The organism is Xanthomonas sp. D-36-1, assembly GCF_017746155.1.
GTDB lineage: Bacteria > Pseudomonadota > Gammaproteobacteria > Xanthomonadales > Xanthomonadaceae > Xanthomonas > Xanthomonas cissicola.
The window spans coordinates 75,669-97,606 of sequence record NZ_JAGHWR010000057.1; the positions used below are offsets into that span (position 1 = coordinate 75,669).

General features: G+C 66.1%; 24 protein-coding genes and 2 other RNA genes. 7 read left to right on the plus strand and 19 right to left on the minus strand.

Annotated features, from left to right (window positions below; translation table 11 throughout):
• Nucleotides 1-127: 127 nt before the first annotated feature.
• Both J7367_RS15620 and thiE read right to left on the minus strand, forming a co-directional pair.
• Nucleotides 128-201: non-coding RNA, sX9 sRNA (locus tag J7367_RS15620), on the minus strand.
• Nucleotides 202-264: 63 nt separating this feature from the next.
• Complete coding sequence (thiE, locus tag J7367_RS15625; protein WP_042676135.1) at nucleotides 265-882, minus strand: thiamine phosphate synthase; 618 nt, start codon at nucleotides 880-882, stop codon at nucleotides 265-267.
• 23 nt (nucleotides 883-905) lie between these two features.
• Here thiE and J7367_RS15630 point away from each other — a divergent pair, with 23 nt between their 5' ends.
• Nucleotides 906-1,145: a rubredoxin gene (locus tag J7367_RS15630; protein ID WP_008575804.1), complete on the plus strand. Its 240-nt coding sequence runs from the start codon at nucleotides 906-908 to the stop codon at nucleotides 1,143-1,145.
• Between the two features lie 145 nt (nucleotides 1,146-1,290).
• Here J7367_RS15630 and J7367_RS15635 read toward each other — a convergent pair whose 3' ends face one another.
• The 8 genes from J7367_RS15635 to J7367_RS15670 form a co-directional block, all read right to left on the minus strand.
• Complete coding sequence (locus J7367_RS15635; RefSeq protein ID WP_014090972.1) at nucleotides 1,291-2,172, minus strand: SirB1 family protein; 882 nt, start codon at nucleotides 2,170-2,172, stop codon at nucleotides 1,291-1,293.
• Between the two features lie 170 nt (nucleotides 2,173-2,342).
• Nucleotides 2,343-2,792, minus strand: coding sequence for a DUF192 domain-containing protein (locus J7367_RS15640; protein ID WP_057661599.1), 450 nt, complete (start codon nucleotides 2,790-2,792; stop codon nucleotides 2,343-2,345).
• 169 nt (nucleotides 2,793-2,961) lie between these two features.
• Nucleotides 2,962-3,609 (minus strand): ribose-5-phosphate isomerase RpiA, encoded by a 648-nt coding sequence (gene rpiA, locus J7367_RS15645; protein WP_007967672.1) that lies wholly within the window; start codon nucleotides 3,607-3,609, stop codon nucleotides 2,962-2,964.
• A gap of 92 nt (nucleotides 3,610-3,701) precedes the next feature.
• Nucleotides 3,702-4,178, minus strand: coding sequence for an EVE domain-containing protein (locus tag J7367_RS15650; protein ID WP_022558552.1), 477 nt, complete (start codon nucleotides 4,176-4,178; stop codon nucleotides 3,702-3,704).
• Nucleotides 4,175-4,765, minus strand: a complete 591-nt coding sequence (locus J7367_RS15655) for a 5-formyltetrahydrofolate cyclo-ligase (protein ID WP_057661601.1) — start codon at nucleotides 4,763-4,765, stop codon at nucleotides 4,175-4,177. The genes J7367_RS15650 and J7367_RS15655 overlap by 4 nt, the downstream gene beginning before the upstream one ends.
• A 320-nt stretch (nucleotides 4,766-5,085) precedes the next feature.
• Nucleotides 5,086-5,269: non-coding RNA, 6S RNA (gene ssrS / locus J7367_RS15660), on the minus strand.
• Between the two features lie 95 nt (nucleotides 5,270-5,364).
• Nucleotides 5,365-5,664 (minus strand): cell division protein ZapA, encoded by a 300-nt coding sequence (locus J7367_RS15665; RefSeq protein ID WP_005911936.1) that lies wholly within the window; start codon nucleotides 5,662-5,664, stop codon nucleotides 5,365-5,367.
• A complete protein-coding gene (locus J7367_RS15670; RefSeq protein ID WP_033480983.1) occupies nucleotides 5,661-5,882 on the minus strand; it encodes a TIGR02449 family protein in 222 nt (73 codons plus the stop codon). Before J7367_RS15670 ends, J7367_RS15665 begins: the two co-directional genes overlap by 4 nt.
• Before the next feature lie 235 nt (nucleotides 5,883-6,117).
• On the opposite strand from J7367_RS15670, the gene J7367_RS15675 reads away from it, so the two are divergent.
• The gene (locus J7367_RS15675; RefSeq protein ID WP_057661602.1) at nucleotides 6,118-6,660 is read left to right on the plus strand and encodes a YecA family protein; all 543 of its coding nucleotides are present in this window, start codon (nucleotides 6,118-6,120) and stop codon (nucleotides 6,658-6,660) included.
• 8 nt (nucleotides 6,661-6,668) lie between these two features.
• Entirely contained in the window at nucleotides 6,669-7,997 is a 1,329-nt protein-coding gene (locus tag J7367_RS15680) for an aminopeptidase P N-terminal domain-containing protein (RefSeq protein ID WP_057661604.1), read from the plus strand.
• A 162-nt stretch (nucleotides 7,998-8,159) separates the two neighbouring features.
• Here the strand turns inward: J7367_RS15680 and J7367_RS15685 are convergent, their stop codons facing one another.
• The 8 genes from J7367_RS15685 to rph all read right to left on the minus strand — a co-directional run bounded on the left by J7367_RS15685 (nucleotide 8,160) and on the right by rph (nucleotide 16,193).
• Nucleotides 8,160-8,558: an XVIPCD domain-containing protein gene (locus J7367_RS15685; RefSeq protein WP_057661626.1), complete on the minus strand. Its 399-nt coding sequence runs from the start codon at nucleotides 8,556-8,558 to the stop codon at nucleotides 8,160-8,162.
• A gap of 137 nt (nucleotides 8,559-8,695) precedes the next feature.
• A complete protein-coding gene (gene pepQ / locus J7367_RS15690) occupies nucleotides 8,696-10,021 on the minus strand; it encodes a Xaa-Pro dipeptidase (protein WP_057661629.1) in 1,326 nt (441 codons plus the stop codon).
• A gap of 206 nt (nucleotides 10,022-10,227) precedes the next feature.
• Nucleotides 10,228-10,575, minus strand: coding sequence for a PilZ domain-containing protein (locus J7367_RS15695; protein WP_057661606.1), 348 nt, complete (start codon nucleotides 10,573-10,575; stop codon nucleotides 10,228-10,230).
• A complete protein-coding gene (locus J7367_RS15700; protein ID WP_057661608.1) occupies nucleotides 10,572-13,001 on the minus strand; it encodes a DUF1631 domain-containing protein in 2,430 nt (809 codons plus the stop codon). The genes J7367_RS15695 and J7367_RS15700 overlap by 4 nt, the downstream gene beginning before the upstream one ends.
• Nucleotides 13,002-13,309: 308 nt before the next feature.
• Nucleotides 13,310-14,467: a radical SAM family heme chaperone HemW gene (gene hemW, locus J7367_RS15705; protein ID WP_057661610.1), complete on the minus strand. Its 1,158-nt coding sequence runs from the start codon at nucleotides 14,465-14,467 to the stop codon at nucleotides 13,310-13,312.
• A 15-nt stretch (nucleotides 14,468-14,482) separates the two neighbouring features.
• The gene (rdgB, locus tag J7367_RS15710; protein ID WP_007967651.1) at nucleotides 14,483-15,082 is read right to left on the minus strand and encodes an RdgB/HAM1 family non-canonical purine NTP pyrophosphatase; all 600 of its coding nucleotides are present in this window, start codon (nucleotides 15,080-15,082) and stop codon (nucleotides 14,483-14,485) included.
• Entirely contained in the window at nucleotides 15,079-15,471 is a 393-nt protein-coding gene (locus tag J7367_RS15715; RefSeq protein WP_007967650.1) for a VOC family protein, read from the minus strand. Before J7367_RS15715 ends, rdgB begins: the two co-directional genes overlap by 4 nt.
• Nucleotides 15,468-16,193: a ribonuclease PH gene (gene rph, locus J7367_RS15720; protein WP_005996762.1), complete on the minus strand. Its 726-nt coding sequence runs from the start codon at nucleotides 16,191-16,193 to the stop codon at nucleotides 15,468-15,470. Before rph ends, J7367_RS15715 begins: the two co-directional genes overlap by 4 nt.
• A gap of 109 nt (nucleotides 16,194-16,302) precedes the next feature.
• On the opposite strand from rph, the gene J7367_RS15725 reads away from it, so the two are divergent.
• From J7367_RS15725 to J7367_RS15740, 4 genes are all read left to right on the plus strand, one after another.
• Nucleotides 16,303-17,163 carry a YicC/YloC family endoribonuclease gene (locus J7367_RS15725; RefSeq protein ID WP_007974457.1) on the plus strand — a complete coding sequence of 287 codons (861 nt, stop codon included), beginning with the start codon at nucleotides 16,303-16,305 and terminating at the stop codon, nucleotides 17,161-17,163.
• A gap of 152 nt (nucleotides 17,164-17,315) precedes the next feature.
• On the plus strand, nucleotides 17,316-17,927 hold the full coding sequence (gmk, locus tag J7367_RS15730) for a guanylate kinase (RefSeq protein ID WP_005996765.1): 612 nt from the start codon (nucleotides 17,316-17,318) through the stop codon (nucleotides 17,925-17,927).
• A 263-nt stretch (nucleotides 17,928-18,190) separates the two neighbouring features.
• Nucleotides 18,191-18,490, plus strand: a complete 300-nt coding sequence (gene rpoZ / locus J7367_RS15735) for a DNA-directed RNA polymerase subunit omega (protein ID WP_002812428.1) — start codon at nucleotides 18,191-18,193, stop codon at nucleotides 18,488-18,490.
• A gap of 128 nt (nucleotides 18,491-18,618) precedes the next feature.
• Nucleotides 18,619-20,790: a bifunctional (p)ppGpp synthetase/guanosine-3',5'-bis(diphosphate) 3'-pyrophosphohydrolase gene (locus tag J7367_RS15740; RefSeq protein WP_003486157.1), complete on the plus strand. Its 2,172-nt coding sequence runs from the start codon at nucleotides 18,619-18,621 to the stop codon at nucleotides 20,788-20,790.
• Between the two features lie 196 nt (nucleotides 20,791-20,986).
• Here the strand turns inward: J7367_RS15740 and J7367_RS15745 are convergent, their stop codons facing one another.
• Nucleotides 20,987-21,856, minus strand: coding sequence for a LysR family transcriptional regulator (locus tag J7367_RS15745; protein WP_007967643.1), 870 nt, complete (start codon nucleotides 21,854-21,856; stop codon nucleotides 20,987-20,989).
• Nucleotides 21,857-21,938 lie beyond the last annotated feature (82 nt).

Consider the following 21,938-nt stretch of genomic DNA (forward strand, 5'->3'; position numbering starts at 1 on the left):
AATCGACATCATTCTGATGAGCGAGAACACGCCGCCTGCGCGGTGGCTTGGCTGCGTCAAGTGGACTCAAGGCTGGACGACTAAGCGGCAGACTTCAGCTTCATTGCCTGAAAAGCTGCCGTATCGTGGCCAACAGACGCAGCGAGCAGCCGTCAGGTGGACGCGGACGGCGCGGAGGAACCGGGGCGCACGGGCGGACATCGATTCCAAGCATCGGCCGTGCCCGCCTGGCGGCTGCGCAGAAGTGTCGTGAGCTGCTCTTGATCAAAACCCGTCGCGATACGCCTGCACCGCCGCGACCGGATCAGGCGCCGCGTAAACGCCACTGACCACGGCAATCAAGTCCGCACCCGCACTCGCCAGCGCAGGCACCTGCGCAGGCGCAATGCCGCCAATCGCGACGCGCGGCAGGTCGAGTCCGGCGGCTTGCTGCAGCAATGCAGGCGTCGCGCGCCGGGTGGTCTGCTTGGTGGTGGTCGGGAAAAACGCACCGAAGGCCACATAACTGGCGCCCGCTTTCGCTGCGGCGCGCGCGCGCTCGATGTCGTCGTAGCACGACACCCCAATGATGGCCTGCCTGCCCAGCAGCGCGCGCGCTGCCGCCACGTCCCCATCGTCTTCGCCCAGATGCACGCCTTGCGCACCGACCTGGGCCGCCAGCTGCGCATCGTCGTTGATGATCAACGGCACGCCATGGGCCACGCATGCCTCGCGCAGGGCGCTGGCCTGGCGCAGCCGCAGCGCCGCATCCGCCTGCTTGTTGCGGTATTGCAGCCAGGTGATCGACCCCAGCAACGGCGCCGTGCGCAGGAGCAGGCGCTGCGTGTTGGGCTCGTCGGGGGTGATCAGGTAGACGCCGCGAACGTTAAGACGGTTGGGCATGGCAACGCTTCCGAAAGCGGTGGATGGGATGGGACAATGCAGGCCCACTGTTGCATGACCGCGATTATCCGATGAGCGAGACATCCACGACCACCTACCGTACCTGGATGTGCGTCGTCTGCGGGTTTCTCTACCATGAGGCCGACGGCATCCCCGAAGAAGGCATCGCCCCGGGTACCCGCTGGCAGGACGTCCCCGACACCTGGACCTGCCCCGATTGCGGCGTGACCAAGGAAGACTTTGAAATGGTGGAGATCGACTGAGCTGCCGCCAACGGCGTGCAATCAGGCAGTGTCCTCTACCGTGATGCTGTTGCGATGGGAACAGGCGAATGCGTACGTTGCCGAGAACCACACGGCGATGCCCTGTCTGGGTAGCCTGGCCTACCTAACCAGCGCGTAGACCGGCTCAATGCGCCCGCGCGCGCTGGCTGTTCAATTCCACCAGGTGTTCGTGCAGATGGGCCGCGTCCTGCGCGCCCGGGTTGAGCACCAGGTAGCGCGAGAGATCGTGGCGTGCGCCGTTGCGGTGGCCCAGATGCAGATAGGCCATGCCGCGGTCGCGCAGGGCCTCGGGTTGGTCGGGCACCAGCTTCAGGATGCGGTCGGCGCTGCGGGCGGCGCGGTCCCAGTGCTCGGCATCGGCGTAGACACCGTGCAGGTTGCGCAGGATGCGGATCAAGATCGCGCGGTGCGGGGCGGGGTCGAGAATCTGCGCCAGCGCGCGGTCGTCGGGAATTTCACCGCCCAGATGCGGGCGGGCACGTTCGCGCAGCTCATCCACGCCCAGCGGACGGCCGCCGTTGAACGGGTCCATCACCAGCACGCCGTCATCTACCGGCAGACGCACCAGGAAATGGCCGGGAAACGACACCCCCGCCAACGGGATGCCCAGCCGGCGCGCCACTTCGATCTGCACCATCGCCAGCGAAATCGGATTGCCCAGCCGGCGCTCGAACACCTGGTTGAGGTAGCTGTTGCGCGGGTCGTAATATTCGTCGTGATTGCCCGAATAGCCCAGCTCGTCGAACAGGTAGCGATTGACCGCCGCCATCTTCAGCGGCCAAAGATCGATTGCGTCCACTTCCCGGCGCAGATGCTCGACGTGGCTCTGCACCAGCGTGTCGTACAGCTCGGCATCCAGCTGCGGATACTCGTCGCGCGCGATCAGTAGCGCGGTGGACATCAACGGCACCGCATCGTCGTCCAGGCTGGCGAGCGCGGTCCAATGGGGAAGTGGGAGCATGTCGACCATGCTGCCAAGAGTGTCGGCAAGCGGCGCAGGGTTCAAGTCCGGTACTTCCTGACAGGGACGCGGGCCGCATGAATGCGTCACGCTGACAGGCGGCTCTGCGTCCGACGGCTGCAGGCGCCCGTTCGGGAAGGTGACGCGCAGGTCTCACCCGACGGCAGGCCGCCATGCCCCTGGCTGGCATGGCCCCAGAGCCTGCGCGCAGCCGCTTATTTGAGGGTCGGGATGTCCGGGCTGAAGCGCAGCGTGGCGCCATCCTTGAGACCGAGCTTGGCGGCCTGGCCGGCATTTAGCTCCAGCACGTAGCGCGCGGGCTGCTTGCTGGGGTAGGGCGGACAGGCGTCGCCGGCCGAGCACGGCGGCACATCGCGCTGCTGGGAAACCAGCAGGCGCTGTTCATCGAAATACAGGATATCCAGCGCAATTTTGGTGTTCTTCATCCAGTACGCCATCGGCTCCTGGCGGTCGTGGATGAACAGCATGCCGCGGTCCTGGTCCATGGCATCGCGAAACATCAGCCCCTTGGCGCGATCGGCATCGTTGCGCGCCAGTTCTACCTTGTAGCGCGTGCCTGCCAGTTCCACCCAGCTGTCGCCGCTGCTGGCGCAGCCGCCAAGCAGGACCAGAAGCGCAAGGATCAGAAAACGAACACAACGCATGCGGCATACCAACTGGCAAGGAAGCCGCACCATCTGCCAAGCGGCCGCGTGCGTCAAGCTGCTGCGGTGCGTTGTGCGTTGTGCGGTTGCTGCAAGCGCGATGTGGGCGATCCGCCATCGCTTCGCGATGCGGGCCGTCACTGCGCATGCGAAGGCCCGCACGCGATCCTTAGATCACCCGCGGTGGCTCGCCGCCCACGATCACCACGTCGGCCGGGCGCCGCGCGAACAAACCCACGCAGACCACGCCAGGAATCTGGTTCAAGCTGCGCTCCAGCCCTACCGGGTCGGTGATCTGCAGGTGATGCACGTCCAGCACCACGTTGCCGTTGTCGGTCACCACGCCATCGCGCCACACCGGCTGGCCGCCGGTCAGCGCCAGGATCTGCCGGGCGACCAGGCTGCGCGCCATCGGAATCACTTCCACTGGCAGCGGGAAGTTGCCCAGCACCGGCACCTGCTTGCTCGGGTCGACGATGCAGATGAAGCGCTCGCTGGCTTCGGCGATGATCTTCTCGCGCGTCAGCGCCGCGCCGCCGCCCTTGATCAGGCAGCGGTTCGGGTCGCACTCGTCGGCACCGTCCACGTACAGCGACAGATTGCCGGTGTGATTGAGGTCCAGCACCTCGATGCCCTGCTGGCGCAGGCGCGCGCTGCTCTGTTCGGAACTGGATACTGCGCCCTTGATGCGATGGCCGATGCGGCCCAGCGCGTCGATGAAGTAAGCCACCGTCGAGCCGGTGCCCACTCCGACGATCATGCCGTCTTCCACGTAATCGATCGCTTTCTCGGCGGCCAGGCGCTTTGCTTCGGACATTGTTGAGGCTCGGGATTGGGGATTGGGGAGTCGGGATTCGTCGGAGCGTTGCACGTCGGGCTGCGGGGATTGAGCGAATCCCCAATCCCGAATCACGGCGATTCCATCGCCAGCAACAATTTCCACTGCGCAGCGGTGACCGGCAGGATCGACAGGCGGTTGCCGCGCGCGATCAGCGGGAAGCCTTCGCCCAGCGCATCGGCCTGTTGCTTGATTTCGTCCAGCGAAATCGTGCGTGCGAGTTTGCGCTCGAACGCCACGTCCACCAGCATCCAGCGCGGGTCTTCGCGCGTGGACTTGGGATCGTGGTAGTCGGAGGACGGGTCGAACTGGGTGTCGTCCGGGTACGCCGCGCTCGCCACCTTGGCGATGCCGACGATGCCGGGCACCTTGCAGTTGGAATGATAGAAAAACACGCCATCGCCCACGTGCATGCCATCGCGCATGAAGTTGCGCGCCTGGTAATTACGCACGCCGTTCCACGGCTCGGTGCCGACACGTTCCAGATCATCGATGGAGAACGTGTCCGGTTCGGACTTCATCAACCAGTAGCGCTTGCGGGCAGTCATTCGGAAACGGTGTCGTCTTTCAGGAAGGTGGCGTGTTCGGTACAAATGGCGTCGACCGCCACATCCCATGCTTCGGAGGGCAGGGCGGGCACCTGCTGCGCAGCGAAGCCGACACCGACCAGCCAGGGAGGCGGCGCCTGGCGATGCCGGAACGCGAAGCTGCGATCATACCAGCCGCCTCCCATCCCCAGCCGACGGCACGCCGCATCGAAACCGGTCAGCGGCGTGACCACCAGTGCCATCTCCTCCGGTGCCAGCGTGTCGGCGGCTGCCACATCCGGCTCCGGAATGCCGTAGCGATTGCTCACCAGCGGCTGGCCCGGCCGCCACGGTGCGAAGCGCAGCACGCGTCCATCCAGTACTGGCAGGCAGTAGCGCAACCCCGCCGGCAGGGTCAGCTGCCAGCGATGCAGCGCAATTTCGCCATCCATCGCCCAGTAGCCGGCCACGGCGCCGCTATGCGGTGCGAACGGCAGCGCCAGCAAACGCCCGGCCAACGCATCGGCTGCGGCCAAGCGCTGCGCCGCCGGCAGGCTGCGGCGGTGTGCGCGCAACTGCTTGCGCAACGCGTCTCGGTCCTCGGTCATCGGTATCTCGCAGCGCAATCGGTGCTGCATTGTCGAATGCGCGCACGCGCCTGCCTAGCGTGGCGTGCGATGCGGGCCGCAGCTGCGCCTGCGTTGCGGGCGTGCCGATGGAGCCATACGGTGTGCGCACTGCCGGGACATGTCCCCTGCATCTGCACGTGCATGGGCGCTGCAGCGTGCGCGTCGCCACATGCGGCAACGCCACCGACACAGCACCAGCACCGCGACCGCAACACACCGGCCGTGCCGCTTCAGCTACCGCATGCCAGATCTTCAGACGCGCAAAAAGAAACGACGCCCGAAGGCGCCGTTTCAGATTTGCATTCTCCGCCGTGACGATGCGGGCGAAACGACCTTGAACCCGGGGTTCAAGTGGGGACGTTGTGAGGCCATCGGGCTTCCCGCTACAAGGCGGACTTGCACACCCGGCTTCGTCGCGCCCCCGTGGTCGTAATTAAGGGACAAGGCGAATGTTTTGCACGCTGTCGTTTACAGCAGAGAACGCAGGCGAATTATAGACCTCTGTGCCGCGATGGCTAGCCCACTCGTCGGTCAGCGGGCTTGAGGATTCATATTTGCGATGGCAGTGCGAATTCCACTCAGCGCGGTGTGTCGGCAACGCTGTCGAGCCGGCGATTCAAGGTGTCCAGCGTATTGGCCAGCTCACGATCGTAGCGCGCCTGCTGTTCGCGCAGTTGCTGCAACTCATGCGCCAGATTGAGCGCAGCCAGCACCGCGACACGATCCACCGCCGCCATGCGATTGCTGCCGCGGATCTCACGCATGCGTAGATCCAGCAGCCGCGCGGCAGCGGTAAGACTTTCGCGCTCGTCCGCCGTCACGCCCACCGTGTATTCACGATCCAGAATACGGACGCTGACCGGTTCGTTGTTGCTCACGTGTGCTGCTCCAATGACTTCAGGCGGGCGATCATCGCTTCCACCCGCGAGCGCGCCTGCTCGTTCTTGGTCAACAGTTGCGAGCGCTCGCCGATGAGCTGCTCCTGTTGATGACGCAAGCTGCGATTCTCGTCGGCAAGCCGTTGGGTACGCTCCACCAACGCCTCCACGCGGGCGGCGAGTGCGCGGATCTGAGCGAGGGCGGCAGCGTTGTCCATGCGCTCACGATAGGGGCGCGTGCGCGGGGTGGTCAAGCGCCCATGCCTGCCCCGATTCCCGGCGTCAGCACAAGCCCTGCAAGGCCTGGCACAGGATCCAGACAGCCGGCATCGCAGGCGCGGAACGCGCGCTGAAACGCGCAGATCGCGGCCCACGCAGGCCGCCTTGGTACACTGGGAAGTCATATCGCCGGCCGTGCGCCGGCACCTTTCGCTCTTCAGCCTGGATGACCCGATGGATCTGCCCGACGTAACCGCTGTGCAACACGAAAGCCGTCAGCTCGCGCTGGCGTCCTCTGCAGCGGAGTTGCATGGTGGGCTGTGCGGGTGGCTCTCCGGCGGCGGCGCCGACAGTGCCGACTGGCTGGCGCGCGTTCTGGCCGACAGCGGTCAGGTGGCACCCAGGCAGGGCGGGGCGCTGGATCAGCTGCGGCAGGCCACCGTGGCGCAACTGGAAGACCGCGATTTCGCCTTCGAGTTGCTGCTGGTCGAAGACGGCGCCCCGTTGCCGGCGCGCACCGATGCGTTGTTCGACTGGTGCCGCGCCTTTCTGGGCGGCTTCGGCCTGGCTGCGCAGCAGCGTCCGGCGCTGAGCGAAGAAGGAGAGGAAGCGCTGCAGGATCTGGCGCGTCTGGCGCAGGCCTCCAGCGACGACTTCGATACGGCCGACGAGGACGACACTGCATTGGCCGAGATCGAAGAATTCGTGCGCGTGGCGGTGCTGTTGCTGCATGGCGACTGCGTGATGGGGCCGCGCTTTCGCCAGCGTCTGAACTGACTGCCGGCATGAAGAAGCTCACCGGGATTGGCGCGGCCGAGTACGCGCGCCGGCGCAAGCAGCTGATGCAAATGGCTGGCGATCAGGCGATTCTGATCTTGCCGGCCGCGCCCGAGCGCGTGCGTAGCCACGACACGCATTACCCGTATCGACAGGATTCGGATTTCTGGTATCTGAGCGGGTTTGCGGAGCCCGAAGCGGTGCTGGTGCTGGTGCCTGGCCGCAGGCATGGCGAAGCGATTCTGTTCTGCCGCGAACGCGATGCCGAGCGCGAAGCCTGGGATGGCCCGCGCGAAGGTCAGGAAGGTGTGGTGGAACGCTACGGCATGGACGATGCGTACCCCATCGACGATGTCGACGAGATCCTGCCCGGCCTGCTGGAAGGGCGTAGCCGCGTGTACTACCACTTCGGGCGCGATGTCGACTTCGATCTGAAATTGATCGGCTGGCTCAAGCGCGTGCGCGAGCAGGTGCGCCACGGGGCGCAGCCGCCGCACGAATTCCTCGAGCTCGGGCATCTGTTGCACGAGCAGCGCCTGTTCAAATCACGCGACGAAATTGCGCTGATGCAGCAGGCTGCCGACATCAGCGTGCGCGCGCACCGTGCAGCGATGCGGCTGGCGCGGCCGGGTGTGCATGAATACGAACTGCAGGCCGAGGTCGAGCGTGAATTCCGCGCTGCCGATGCATGGCCGGCATACGGCAGCATCGTCGGCACCGGCAGCAACGCCTGCGTGCTGCATTATCGCGCCAACAATGCGCGCAGCCGCGATGGCGAGCTGGTGTTGATCGATGCCGGTGCCGAGTATCGCGGCTATGCGGCCGATATCACCCGCACCTTTCCGGTCAACGGTCGCTTCGCGCCAGCGCAGCGTGCATTGCACGATCTGGTCGGCGCTGCGCAGGCGGCTGCGCTTGCACAGGCGCGGCCCGGCGTGGCGTACGAAGCCGGGCATCTGGCGGCGGTGGAAACCTTGACCGAAGGGCTGCTGCGCCTGGGGCTGCTCAAGGGCAAGCTCGAGCGCAACATCGCCGATGGACACTACAAGCGCTTTTATCGGCACAAGACCGGCCACTGGCTGGGCCTGGATGTGCACGATGTGGGCGACTACCGGTTGGCCGGCGATTCGCGGCTGCTCGAGCCCGGTATGGTGTTCACCATCGAGCCGGGGCTTTACGTATCGGCCGACGACACGTCGGTAGAGGCCAAGTGGCGCGGCATCGGCATTCGCACCGAAGACAATGTGCTGATCACCGCCGATGGCCATCGCGTACTGACCGATGCGCTGGCGCGCAGTGCCGACGAGATCGAAGCGGAGATGGCCGGCGGCGCGTGAGCGCCGGCGCGCGGGTAGGTGGCAAGGGCCGACACGACGTGGCGGGCGTCATGACGTAAGCCGCAGGCGCGGCGCAATTGCGGCAGTCGTGCCGTGGTGCACGCCGATTCCGGGCATCGGCTGCACGCGTCTGGCGGCTGCGCAGGCCCATGTTGGCTGCAGTTATTGGCCCAGCTGCGGCGCCTGCGTGCGTTCGGGCTGTTGCGCTGGCTCGCTCGGCCCGCCGAGTTGACGCGCGCGCTCGAACGATTGCTCTTCCGGCGTGGCCAGCGCCTGTTCGGTTTTCATGTGCGCGCGCAGATGCGCCGGGTTGGCCGGATCGCCCTGCACCACGAACACGTTCTCGCCGCCGTGCACGCCGCGATTGTTCGCTTCGCTCATCAGCACATGATCCACGCGTGACAGCCCACCTTCCTTGGCCAGCGGCAACAAGGCGGCGGTGAGGCGTGCGCTGGTCTGGTCGGGGGCGCGGCCGTGCGCCGCATCGATCGCATGCACGCCGCGTTCGATCTGTTGATACATCGGGTGGTCCGGGTGCGAGCTCTGGCGTGGGTCGTTCATGGCGGTGTTCCGTAGCGTGGTGCCCAAACGTTGCGGGGCGTGATCGGGTGGTGGATGGCGTGGCTGAGCGTCCATTTCAAGCGTTCGCCATGCTGGCCCGGGACTCCAGCCGTGGTGTGGTCAGGCGCGGCTGATGTTCATGCGGCGGCGAAGACCGGGCGGGTCAGATTTTCCGCGCTGCCGTCGGTGCACGCCACCTCATCTTCGATGCGAATGCCGCCATAGGGCTTGAACGCTTCCACGCGCTGCCAGTCGACGCTGGCGGCGTGGCCGTTCTTCTTCACTTCGTCCAGCAGCATGTCGATGAAGTACACGCCAGGCTCGATCGTGACCACCATGCCGGGCTCCAGCACGCGGGTCAGGCGCAGATACGGGTGGCCGGGCGGGCGTTCGATGCGGCCGCCGCGGTCGCTGGCGGCAAATCCGGCCACATCGTGTACTTGCAGGCCGATCAGATGGCCCAGGCCGTGCGGGAAGAATGCAGCACTGACGCCGGTGGCCAACGCCGCTTCCGGCGAGACGGTCAGGATGCCGAACTCCTTGAGGATGCCCATCAACGCCAGATGCGCGTCGATATGCAGCTGCTTGTAGTCCACGCCGGCGCGCACGTTCTGGCCCATGCGCAGCTGGGCGGCATCCACTGCATCGATCAGCGCCTGAAAGTCGCTGCCGGGGTCGGCGGCGTAGGTGCGGGTGATGTCGCTGGCGTAGCCGTATGCGGAAGCGCCGGCGTCGATCAGGAAGCTGCGCAGCGGTTGCGGCGGCTGCTGGCCCAGTTCGGTGTAGTGCAGCACCGCGCCGTGTTCGTTGAGCGCGATGATGTTGCCGTACGGCAAGTCATTGGCGTCCTGGCCCACTGCCGCGCAATACGCCATGTGGATGCCGAATTCGCTTTGTCCGGCGCGGAACGCCGCTTCCGCAGCGCGATGGCCGCGCACCGCCAGTTGCTGGGCGATGCGCAGCAATGCCAGCTCGTAGGGCGTCTTGAACGCGCGCTGGTATTCCAGGTAATCGAGCACCGGCTGCGGGTTGTTCGGCACATACGCACCGAGCGTGCTGTGCGGCTCGCCGAGAATCGCGCAGCGCTCGGCGTGTTTGGGCAGCAGCGCCAGCGCCTGCTCCGGGGTGCGGATGATGTGGATGTCGCAGTGGTCGACCCACCAGCCGCTGGGCGCGTCGGGCACCACATGCCAGTAGTCGAACGGCTGATAGAAGATCACCGTCGGGCGCTTGCCCGGCGTGTAGACCAGCCAGCTGTTGGGGACCCGCGTCAGCGGTACCCAAGCCTTGAACTGCGGGTTTACCGCGTAGGGGTAATCGCGGTCGTCGAACAGCTGGTAATGCGTGCTGCCGCTGGGAACCACCAGATGCTCGAAACCGCCGCGTTGCAGCGCTTCGTCGGCGCGCGCGGCGAGGGTGCGCAGGTGGTCGGAGTACAGGCTGCTCAGGGAGGGCTGGGGCATGCGGGGCTCGATCGGCAATACAAAGGCGATGCGCAGTTTGCCGCAATCCCTGCAATGGCGCTGTGTCCTTGCATGGCCGACAACCAAGGTGCAATCGTCCATGGGCGACGGTTGGCGCGAAGGAGCAACCGTGGACGCATCGTGCCTGCTGCCACGCACATAGGCAGCGCCCGCTTGGCCATTGCGCCGCCGTGTGCCGGCCGCGCTTACCCGGCCAGATGTTCTTCGGCGATCCAGGCGCGCAGGCGCTGCCGGTGCGGCTCGGACATGGTCAGGAAGCGGAAGCCCGCCCAGGCCTGCCCGGGGGCGTGTGCGGCTTCGGACCACAGCAGATGCACGCCGACATCGATCTCGGTCGCGCGGCCAACCCGCTCGGGCAGCAAAAAGCGCAACTGGTACAAGGCATCGTCGTGCAGCGGCACCGAGGCCAACAACAGCATGCCGGTTTCGGACACATTGCCGACCCGGCCGATCTGCGCCTCGCTGAGCGTGTCGATGACCGGCAGCAGGTCGGTCGGCTGGCGGCGCGGTGCGCGGCGGGTGTCCTGAATCATGGCTGGGCCTCGGCGACAGGCGACTGGCCGGCCAGGCTGCGCAGCGTGCGCACGGTGGCATGCCAGGCGCGATCGATCAGACGCGATTTTTCTTCCACCACCAAACGTGCCTGCCCACCGGCCATCAGCCGTGCCAGGCTGTCCAGCGAGTGCTCGCCCACCTTCTGCCCACGCTGATTCACGAACAGCGCGTTGCCGGTCATCGGGCTGTACCAGGACAGGCGTTGCCGGCGCAGGTCACCTTGCTGGTTGACCACGAATTCGAACCAGGTGCCGAACGGCAAGCTGCGCACCTGCAGGTAGCACTCCTCTTCGGCAGGCGTGCGCGGCGTGGCCGCCTGCTTGCGCGCAGCGCTGTCGCCCTGCTCGCCAAGCCGCGCGCGTGCCTTGAGTTTGGCGGCAAGCTCGGTGCGCGAGGTCACCTCGTCCTCGCCACCGGGCGTGGACAAACGCCGTGCGATCGCCGCTGCTTCATCGTGGTGATACCCCACCTGCAGCAATGCGGTTTCCACCTCGGTGCCCAGTGCGATGTCGATGGGTTGGCCCTTGCTGCGGCAGGTCACCTCGCCAATGCGTGCGGTCAGCGCCTGGCGTTCGTCCCATTCGGGCGACTGCTCGCCCTGCCGCAGCAAGGTCAGCGTGAGCACGTCCGACCAGGCCTGGCGCAGTAGCGATTGCACGAAGCGCGGCGGCGCGCTTTGTTCGCACAGCTGCTCGATGCGCGCTTCGGCCTGCTGCTTGGCAGATTCCAGCCGCTCCTTTCCGCGCGCAGCATCCACATGCCGCCGCTCGGCCACCTCGGCCTTGCGCGTGAGGGTGCGCAGATGCGTCTGGATGTCGTCGTTGGCCGCGGCGAAAACAGCCTCGTCGCCTTGGTAGTCGTTGACGATCTTGTCGACCGCGCTGCCCAGCTTGTGCAGCAGGTGCGGGTCGGCATCGTCCTCGCCCAGCCACATGGCCCCGGACTCGGCGACGGTGTTGAGCAATTCGCGCACCGGGTGCTGGTCGCGCACGAAAAAATGCGCGTCGGTCAGCGCCGCGCGCACCACCGGCACCTGCAACTTGGCCAGCAACGCCTGGGCGGGAGCTTGCTCGCGCACTTCGCGCTGCATTTGCGCATAGAGCAGGCCGAGCAGATCGAAGGTGTCGTTGTCCTGCGGCGATAGCGCGGCATCGGGGCCGTGCTGGCGACGCAGCACCTCCAGCACCTGCCGTTGCACCGCATCGATGCCGGATGCGTGTGGCGTTGCTGCCGCCTGCGTGGCCAGCGCACCTTGCAGGCTGGCCAAGGCATCGCCAAGCGCCGCCTTGGGCACCGCAGCGGCGGCGCTGTGCTGCGATGCCTGGGCGACAGCGGCAAGCGAGGTGGGAGAGGGCGCCACGACCTCGTGATGGACGGGCGCCCTCGTGCCTGCGTGGCTTGCGTGCACCGCTGCCTGCGACTGCCGTGCCGATGCCATCAAGCCGCCCAGCGCCTGCACTGCATCGCTGAGCGCCGGCGACAGCGCCTGCGCGGGTGGAGCGATTGCCGTTGCTGGTGGCGCGGCAGCGGGATCCAGCAAGGTGCTCTGCCACGCCGTCGGTGCGGCTTGGCCTGCCCAGCCGGTGGCCGGCCGCGGCGTGCGCGGGCCGGCACCAGGCTTGTTCATTGCGGCAGCATCTTTCGACCCGGGCGCCGCTGCCGGTGGCGCACGCCGCGCCTGCACCTGCGTGGGCTTGATCAGATACGGGTGATAGACCAGCCCCGGCAGGATGCCTTCCTGGGCCAGCGCGCTGTTTGCACTTTCGAACAGATCGCCCAGTCGGTCCATCACCTGGCGCTCGAACACCTTGTACAGCGTCAGCTGTCCATCCAGGCTCAGCCCCAGCGTTTCCCCGCACTGACGCACGATGCGGCATAGCGCGTACGGGCCAAGCGGCAATTCTTCCAGCTCGAATTCGGGTACCGTACCGATCACCGCCAGGCGCTGCGCCAGCAAGAGCAGTGCATCGGCGCGCCGCGATGTCTCGCGACGTGCGATGTCGCTCAGCACGATGTCGCGGTCGATATCGGTGTCTTCGACCAGGGTCAGCATCTGTGTTTGCGCAGGCGTATCGGTCGATGGTGTCAGTACCGGGCGTTCGCGCAGGCTGGCCAGCGCTTGCGCCAATTCCTGCAGGAATGCCTGCGGGAAGCGATCGATGTGATCGCGCAGGCCGCGCATCTGCGCGTAGGTCTCAGCCTGGATCTGGCTATTGCGTGCATGCTCGGCCTGATGCAATAGCTCGCGTTCCAGCTCGACCACGGTCAGCCGCAGCGGTCCGCTCAGCGCCTGCACGCACTGCGCGTGCAGCATGCCGAGCAATCGCCGGCCGCGCGCGGACACCGGCGCATCGGCAATCGGGCCGCTAACTGCAGGTTGTAGGGGAGACACGTGCATGGACATCCGGGGGGAGGAGGCTGGCTCGGTTCAAAGCGTGAGCTATGTAGCATGTTTTTTCGCTGACCGCGCGGCATCGGCGCGCGCTGGCGCATCCTGCCCGCGATGTCCCAGCCGGCGGTCATGCGGGTATGCGCCCCGGTCGTACAGCCGATCCACCGGTGATGCCGGGGCGCCCAGACCCGCTCATACGTCGCGCACGGTCGTGAGCCAGGCATGGATGGCGCACTGGACGCAGTGTGCGCAGGCGGTACATGCCGATGCCAAGCGTCCTGCCGCGCCAGCCTGGCAGTGAGCGTAGTCGCTCGCTGCGCCTAGACCAGGAACAACTCGACCACATCATTGGTGAAACGCCGTCCCAGCTCGGTCGGCACCACGCGCCCGTCTTGCTGCCTCATCCAGCCCTGTGCCACTGCGCGAGCCAGCGGCGCCTCGATGGCACAGGCCGCAAGGCCAGTCGACGCCTCGAAATCGCTTAGCCAGAAGCCCTCGTGCAGGCGCAGCAGGTTGAGCATGTATTCGAACGGCAGCCGTTCGCCCGGCACGATTTCGTCCCCGCCGATCGATGCAGCGGTGCCGGCGCTGGCCAGATAGCTCTGCGGATGCTTGTGCTTCCAGCGCCGCAGCACGTGCTCTTCGGCACCGGAGCTGATCTTGCCGTGCGCGCCCGCGCCGATGCCCAGGTAATCGCCGAAACGCCAGTAGTTGAGGTTGTGCGCGCACTGCCGCCCCGGCTTGGCGTATGCGCTGACTTCGTACTGGGCGTAGCCGGCGTCGGCCAGCAGGCCTTGGCAGTGTTCCTGGATATCCCAGGCGGCATCGTCGTCGGGAATGCCCTTGGGCGGCCGCGCGAAGAACACCGTGTTCGGTTCCAGCGTAAGCTGGTAATGCGACAGGTGCGCCGGCTGCAGCGCGAAGGCGCGCTCCAGATCGTGCTCGGCCTGCATCGGCGTCTGCTCGGGCAGCGCATACATCAGGTCGATATTGAAATTATCGTAGCCGGCGTCCTGCGCCAGTTTGATCGCGCGCTCGGCTTCGGCGCTGTCGTGAATGCGGCCGAGTCGCTGCAGCGCCACATCGTCGAAGGTCTGCACGCCGAAGCTCAGGCGGTTCACGCCAGCAGCGCGGTAATGCTCGAAACGGCCATGCTCGGCGGTACCGGGATTGGTTTCCAGGGTGATTTCAAGATTCGGGGCAAAACGCAGCCGCGCCGCCGCTGCCTGCAGGAAGCGGTCGATCGCCTGCGGCGGAAACAGGCTGGGCGTGCCGCCGCCGAAGAACACCGAATGCACCACGCGGCCCCAGACCAATGGCAGGTCCGCATCCAGGTCGCGGATCAGCGCGTCCACGTACTCCTCGAACGGCAATGCGCCCTTGGCCGCATGCGAGTTGAAATCGCAGTACGGGCACTTGCGCACGCACCAGGGCAGGTGCACGTAGAGCGACAGCGGCGGTGGAATCAGCTGGGGCATTGCGCGAGGTGTGCCTTACAGCGACATCGCATGCAGCTTGTGCTGCAGCGTGGCCAGGGCGACCGCACGATGGCTCAGGCGGTTCTTCAACGCGGTGTCCATCTCCGCCGCGGTCAGGCCATACACCGGGTCCAGGAACACCGGGTTGTAGCCGAAGCCGCCAGCGCCGCGCGGTTGCGTGGTGATCACCCCTTCCCAGCTGCCTTCGGCAATCAGCGGCTGCGGATCTTCCGGATGCCGCAGCAACACGATCACCGCATAAAACCGTGCGCTGCGGCGATCGCTCGGAACCTCGCGCATCGCATCGAGCAACTTGGCGTTGTTGGCCAGCGCATTGGTCGGGGTGCCGGCATAGCGCGCGCTGTACAGACCGGGTGCGCCATCCAATGCATCCACGATCAGCCCCGAATCATCGGCCAGGGCCGGCAAACCGGTGACCGCGCTGGCATGGCGCGCCTTGATCAGCGCGTTCTCGACGAAGGTCAGGCCGGTTTCCGGGACATCTTCCACGCCGAGCTCGCCTTGCGCGACGATGCGCAGCGGCAGGCCGGCCAGCATGGCGCGCAGTTCTTCCAGCTTGCCGGCGTTGCCGCTGGCCAGGACCAGGTGTTTCATTGTTTAGGCTCCAGCAGATCCCACTTGGTGCCGTACAGATCGCGAAAGACCACGACCGTGCCGTACGGCTCGTCGCGCGGGGTTTCCAGAAATTCCACGCCGAACGCCTGCATGGCCGCGTGGTCGCGCCAGAAGTTGTCGGTGTAGAGGAAATGATCCACCCGTCCACCGGTCTGGTCGCCGATGCGCGCGCGCTGCGCGTCGTCGGCCGGCTGCGCCAGCAGCAGGGCGGCATCGTCTGCGCCGCCCGGGCCGATCACGACCCAGCGCTTGCCGTCATCGAGCGGGCGATCCTGCAGCACGCCGAAACCCAGCGCGCCGGTGTACCAGGCAATGGCCGCATCGTAATCGGCAACCAGCAAGGTGGTCAGGGCGATACGACGGCTCATCCGGCCAGCGCAGCGCGTTGCAGTGCGAACAACTCGCCCATGCCTTTTTCGGCCAGGGCAAGCAGCGCGTTGAGTTCGTCGCGACGGAAGGCGTGGCCTTCGGCCGTGCCCTGCAGTTCGATGAAGCCGCCGCCATCGTTCATCACCACATTCATGTCGGTATCGCAGTCGCTGTCTTCCGGGTAATCCAGATCCAGCACCGGCTCACCACGATAGATGCCGACCGACACCGCAGCCACCGCGCCGATCAGCGGGTGCTTCTTGATGTCGCCGCGCTTGAGCAGCAGGTTCACCGCATCGGCCAGCGCCACGTACGCGCCGGTGATGGCCGCGGTGCGGGTGCCGCCATCGGCCTGCAGCACGTCGCAGTCCAGGGTGATGGTGCGCTCGCCAAGTGCATTGCGGTCCACGCAGGCGCGCAGCGCGCGGCCGATCAGACGCTGGATTTCCAGCGTTCGGCCGCCCTGCTTGCCGCGCGCGGCTTCGCGGTCGGAGCGGGTGTGGGTGGAGCGCGGCAACATGCCGTATTCGGCGGTGACCCAGCCTTCGCCCTTGCCGCGCAGGAAACCTGGCACGCGGTTTTCCACGCTGGCGGTGCACAGCACGCGGGTGTCGCCGAAGCTGACCAGCACCGAGCCTTCGGCATGGCGGGTGAAGGCGCGTTCGATGCGCACCGGGCGCAGCTGGTCGGCCGTGCGGCCGCTGGGACGGGAAAAGGTCATGCGATGAGTCCGGAAGTCGGGAGGTAGGTCTGGCGCCACTGCGCAGCGTGCAGGCAGCCGGCGAGGGCGGCTAGGGTACCATTCGCGCTTTGACGGCACGGGATTGACGATGATCCGAAGCATGACTGCGTTTGCTGGCAGCGAACGCATCACACCCTGGGGCACGCTCGGTTGCGAGCTGCGCTCGGTCAACCACCGCTTTCTGGAAGTGGGTGTGCGTCTGCCCGAGGAATTGCGTGCGCTGGAACCGCTGCTGCGCGAGCGCGTGGCAGCAAAGAACAGCCGTGGCAAGCTGGATCTGACCCTGCGCCTGCGCGCGCCCGACAATGCGCAGACGCTGGCGGTCAACGAATCGCTGCTACAGCAACTGGGTGCGCTGGCCACGCGCCTGGATGGCGTGTTCCCCAAATTGCAGGTCGGCTTCACCGACCTGCTGCAGCTGCCCGGCGTGCTGCAGGTGCAGGACGTGGACGCCCCCGCGCTGCAGGCGCAGGCGCTGGCGTTGCTGGAGGAAGTGGTGAGCAGTTTCGTGATCGCGCGCGAGCGCGAGGGCACCAAGCTGGCCGAGGCGATCAGCGAACGGGTGGATGCCATCGAACGCATCGCCGCGGAGGTGCGCATCCTGATTCCGGTGATTCGCGAAGGTCAGCGCGCCAAGCTGGCCGCGCGCCTGGCCGACCTGCCGCATCCGGTCGATCCGGGCCGTGCCGAGCAGGAACTGGTGCTGTGGCTGCAGAAGCTCGACGTGGACGAGGAGCTGGACCGCCTGTCCAGCCACATCGCCGAAATCCGCCGCGTGCTCAAGCAGCGCGAGCCGGTCGGTCGCCGCCTGGACTTCCTGCTGCAGGAGTTCAACCGCGAAGCCAATACGCTGGGCTCCAAGTCGGTGGACAGCCGCACCTCCAATGCCGCCGTGGATCTGAAGGTGTTGATCGATCAAATCCGCGAGCAGGTGCAGAACATCGAGTAGCCGGGATTTGTGATTGGGGATTCGGGATTGGTCGATGGCAAATCCCGTGCCTCTGCGGACCGCGTTCAATCCCGGTAGCATGTCGACCCCGGTGGCACCGGTCCGCAGTCCGTTCGCGAATCCCGACTCCCCAATCCCGAATCCCTGATCCTATGCGCGGCACCCTCTATATCGTTGCGGCCCCCTCCGGCGCCGGCAAGAGCAGCATCGTCAACGCCACCCTGGCACGCGACCCGAAGATCGCCCTGTCGATCTCGTTCACCTCGCGCGCGCCGCGGCCGGGCGAACGCCATGCCGAGCACTACCATTTCGTCTCCGCCGACGAGTTCCAGGGCATGATCGAAGCGGGCGATTTCTTCGAATACGCGCTGGTGCACGGCGACTGGAAGGGCACTGCGCGGCAGTCGGTGGAGCCGCAGCTGGCTGCCGGTCATGACGTCTTGCTGGAAATCGATTGGCAGGGCGCACGCCAGGTGCGCCAGAAGGTGCCCGATGCGGTCAGCGTCTTCATCCTGCCGCCCTCGCGCCAGGCGCTGGACGAGCGCATGCGCAAGCGCGGGCAGGACAGCGAGGACGTCATGGCGCAACGCCTGGCCGCCGCCCGCGAAGAGATGCTGCATTTCGAAGAGTTCGATTACGTGATCATCAACGAGACCTTCGATACGGCGGTTTCGGAGATGTGCGCGATCTTCACCGCCAGCCGGTTGCGTCGGCAGGCGCAACAGCAGCGGCACGCCGGATTGATCCAGGCGCTGCTGGACTAAGCGCCGCTGGCAAGGCTGCGCTGATCGCCGACGGGCGCAGCCGCCGCGCGAGGCGGCATTCCATCCGCTTGCACTGCGTTCAGAACGCGCCGGCCGCGCCAGCGACGGCTCAGGACGGTTTCCTGCTCGCTCCAAGCGGCTCAAACTGCTGATTCCAAAGGAAACTGAATGGGTGGCGGTTGCTGCGACGCCGGCCGGGGCGTAAACTCCGCCCCCCTTTCCCTCATTCGATGCGCGGCCGTTGCCGGTCGCCGGGAGCCCGCATGGCCCGCATTACCGTAGAAGATTGCCTGGAAGTCGTGAACAACCGTTTTGAGCTGGTCATGATGGCCTCCAAGCGCGCCCGTCAGCTCGCCAACGGCGTGCAGCCGCTGATCGAGAATGCCGATGCCAGCGACAAGCCCACCGTGATGGCACTGCGCGAGATCGCCGCACGCCGGATCGACAACGCGCTGATCGATGAAGTCGAGAAGGCCGAACGCGAGCGTGCCGAGCGCGAAGCGCTGGAATGGGCCGCCGCCGAAGTGGTCGCCGACGAAGACATGTCCAAGAACGACGATTGATTTCCAGCATCGCTGCGATCGATCAGAACAGCCCGCCTCGATGCGGGCTGTTTTCGTTTTCGGTCCCGGCAATACGCCTGCGTGTGCAAATGTTTGCCGAGACTGCACGGCTGGCATAGTCTTCCGGCATGAACCCAGGCCCCACTGCCCAGGCGACCGTCGTGACGTCTCCGTCTTCCGACCAGGCCATCCCCGACTACGTCCTGCATCTCGAACGCGCGGCCAGCTACCTGCCCAAGGAGCAGCTGCCGATCCTGCGGCGTGCCTGGGAAGTGGGGGCCACCGCGCATGCCGGGCAGACCCGCAAGTCGGGCGAGCCGTACATCACCCACCCGGTGGCAGTGGCTGGCGTGCTGGCCGAGCTGGGCCTGGACATGGAATCGCTGATCGCCGCAATCCTGCACGACACCATTGAAGATACGCCGCTGACGCGCGAAGAACTGGCGTCCGAGTTCGGCGAAGCGGTGGCCGAGCTGGTCGATGGCGTCACCAAGCTGGACAAGCTCAAGTTCCGCGACCGCCAGGAAGCGGCGGCGGAAAGTTTCCGCAAGATGCTGCTGGCGATGTCGCGCGATCTGCGCGTGATCATGATCAAGCTGGCCGACCGCCTGCACAACATGCGCACGCTCGGCGCGCAGAGCACCGAAGCGCGCGGCCGCATCGCACGCGAGACGCTGGAGATCTACGCACCCATCGCGCAGCGCTTGGGCATGAGCCTGATCAAGTCCGAATTGCAGAATCTGGGCTTTCGCGCGTTGTATCCGTGGCGCCACGCCATCATCGAAAAACACATCCGCAGCCAGCCGGTGGTGCGGCGCGAATCGATGGCGCAGGTGGAAGTGCAGTTGAGCCAGCGGCTGGCCAAGGAAGGTCTGGAGCATCGGCTGGTCAGCCGCATCAAGACGCCCTGGAGCATCTATTCCAAGATGCACGAAGAGAACAAGTCCTTCGACCAGGTGATGGATGTGTTCGGTTTCCGGCTGGTGGTGCGTTCGGTGGCCGATTGCTATCACGCGCTGGGTGCAGTGCATGCCAGCTTCAAGCCGCTGGATGGGCGCTTCCGCGATTTCATCGCGATCCCCAAGGCCAATGGCTACCAGTCGCTGCACACCGTGTTGTTCGGACCGTACGGCTCGCCGATCGAAGTACAGATCCGCACCGAAGAGATGGACCTGATCGCCGAGCGCGGCGTGGCGGCGCACTGGACCTACAAGGTCGGCTCGGCCTCGCCCAACAGCGCGCAGAGTCGTGCGCACGACTGGATCGTGGAACTGATCGATTCGCAGCGCGCCGCCGGTTCGTCGCTGGAGTTCCTGGACAACGTCAAGGTCGACCTGTTTCCGGACGAGGTCTATCTGTTCACGCCCAAGGGCAAGATCCTGGCGTTGCCGCGCAATTCCACCGCACTGGATTTTGCCTACGCGGTGCATACCGACGTGGGCAATCGCGCCGTGGCCTCGCGCGTGGACAAGAAGCTGGTGCCGCTGCGCACCAAGCTGGTCAGCGGGCAGGCGGTGGAGATCATCACCGCACGCTCGGCCACGCCCAAACCGCAGTGGCTGGAATTTGTGGTCAGCAGCAAGGCGCGCACGGCGATCCGGCATCAGCTCAAGCAACTCGAGCACGAAGATGCCGTGCAGCTGGGCCACCGCATGCTGGACCGCGCGCTGGAAGCGATGGACTCCTCGCTGGAACGGCTGCCCAAGGGGCGCCTGGACGCGTTCCTCAACGAGCACCGCTACCCGCGTCTGGAAGCGCTGCTGGCCGATGTGGCGCTTGGCAACTGGATGCCCAATCAGGCCGCGCAGGCGCTGATGGCTTATGCGGAATTGCGTGGCGGCGGCCTGTCCAAGCATTCGCACGAAAAGATCCTGATCGACGGCAGCGAGCGCGGCGTGATCAGTTTCGCCAATTGCTGCCAGCCGATTCCCGGCGATGAGATCATGGGCTACCACACCGCCGGCAAGGGCATCGTGGTGCACCGCCTGGACTGCCCGAACCTGGCGGAACTGCGCAAATCGCCCGAGCGTTGGGTGCCGATCGACTGGGACTCCAACGTGACCGGCGACTACGACACCGCGCTGGTGGTCGAAGTGGAAAATCGCACCGGCGTGCTGGCGCAGTTGGCGGCAGCCATCGCGCAGAGTCAGTCCAATATCGAGCGCGTGGACTATCTGGACCGCGACTTCAACGCAGCCGTGCTGCGCTTCAACATCCAGGTGCGCGACCGCCGCCACCTGGCTGAAGTGATGCGCCGGCTGCGGCGTCTGCACGTGGTGCAGAGCGTGGGGCGGCAGTAAGCGCGACTGCTGCCTGCGCGTTGGCAGCAGCAGGCGGCTTCGCCACAGCTCGACGCCTTGATCGTGTGCGGAGCAACTGCTGCGCATACGTGGCACCTGCTGCAGCAAGCAGCGCCCGCGCCAGCCTGTCGAGGAGGGCAGTCGTTTCGTCAGCCGCTCAGAGTTGCTGGCAATGAACTGACGCGTCGATCGACGCTCAGGCAATCAACCGTTGTAGCGCGGGGTTGTCGTTGTCCTGCTTCCATACCAGATGCAGCTCCACCGGCGTAGCAGGCGTTTCATCGCGCAGCGGCAGGTAGACGATGCCGGCGTAGCGCAGGCCGCTGGCGCCTTCCGGCACCAAGGCCATGCCCATGCCGCCGCGCACCAGCGCCAGCACCGAATGGATCTGGCTGACGTATTGCACCGAGCGCGGTGCGATGCTGCGCGCACCGAACAACTGTGCAAGCAGATCATAGAAATAGCGCGCTTCGTCCGGTGCGTAATTGACCAAAGGCCGGCCGTCGAAATCCTGCAGGCACAGGCTGTCGCGCTGCGCCAGTGGCGAGTCTTCGGGCAGTGCGGCGATCAGCGGTTCGCGTGCAACGCAGCGGCTGTGCAGGCCCTGGCGCTGGATCGGCGGACGCAGCAGGCCGATATCCAGCCGCCCTGCATCCAGTGCATCCAGTTGCGCCAGGCTGACCATCTCCTTGAGTTGCAGGTCCACATCCGGCGCCTCGTTGCGCCAGCGCGCAATGGCCTCGGGCAGGAAGCGATAACTGGCCCCTGCGGTAAAACCCACCGACACGCTGCCGGCATCGCCGGTGCCGATCCGGCGCGCGCGCAGGCCGGCGTTTTCGGCCATGCGCAGGATCGCGCGCGCTTCGGCCAGCAGGCTGCGCCCGGCCTGGGTCAGCCGCACGTGGCGGCTATTGCGCTCCAGCAATGCGGTGCCGACGCTGTGCTCCAACAGTTGAATCTGCCGGCTGAGTGGCGGCTGGGTCATGTTCAGGCGCTCGGCCGCGCGCCGGAAGTGCAGTTCGTCGGCAACGGCGACGAAGCAACGAAGTTGCTGCAGATCGAACATGGTGAAGGTCTCGCAGGAAAAAACCGCACAAGTAATGCTGCACCCGCAACATCTATAGCTGGCGTGCGCTGATGAATAGGCG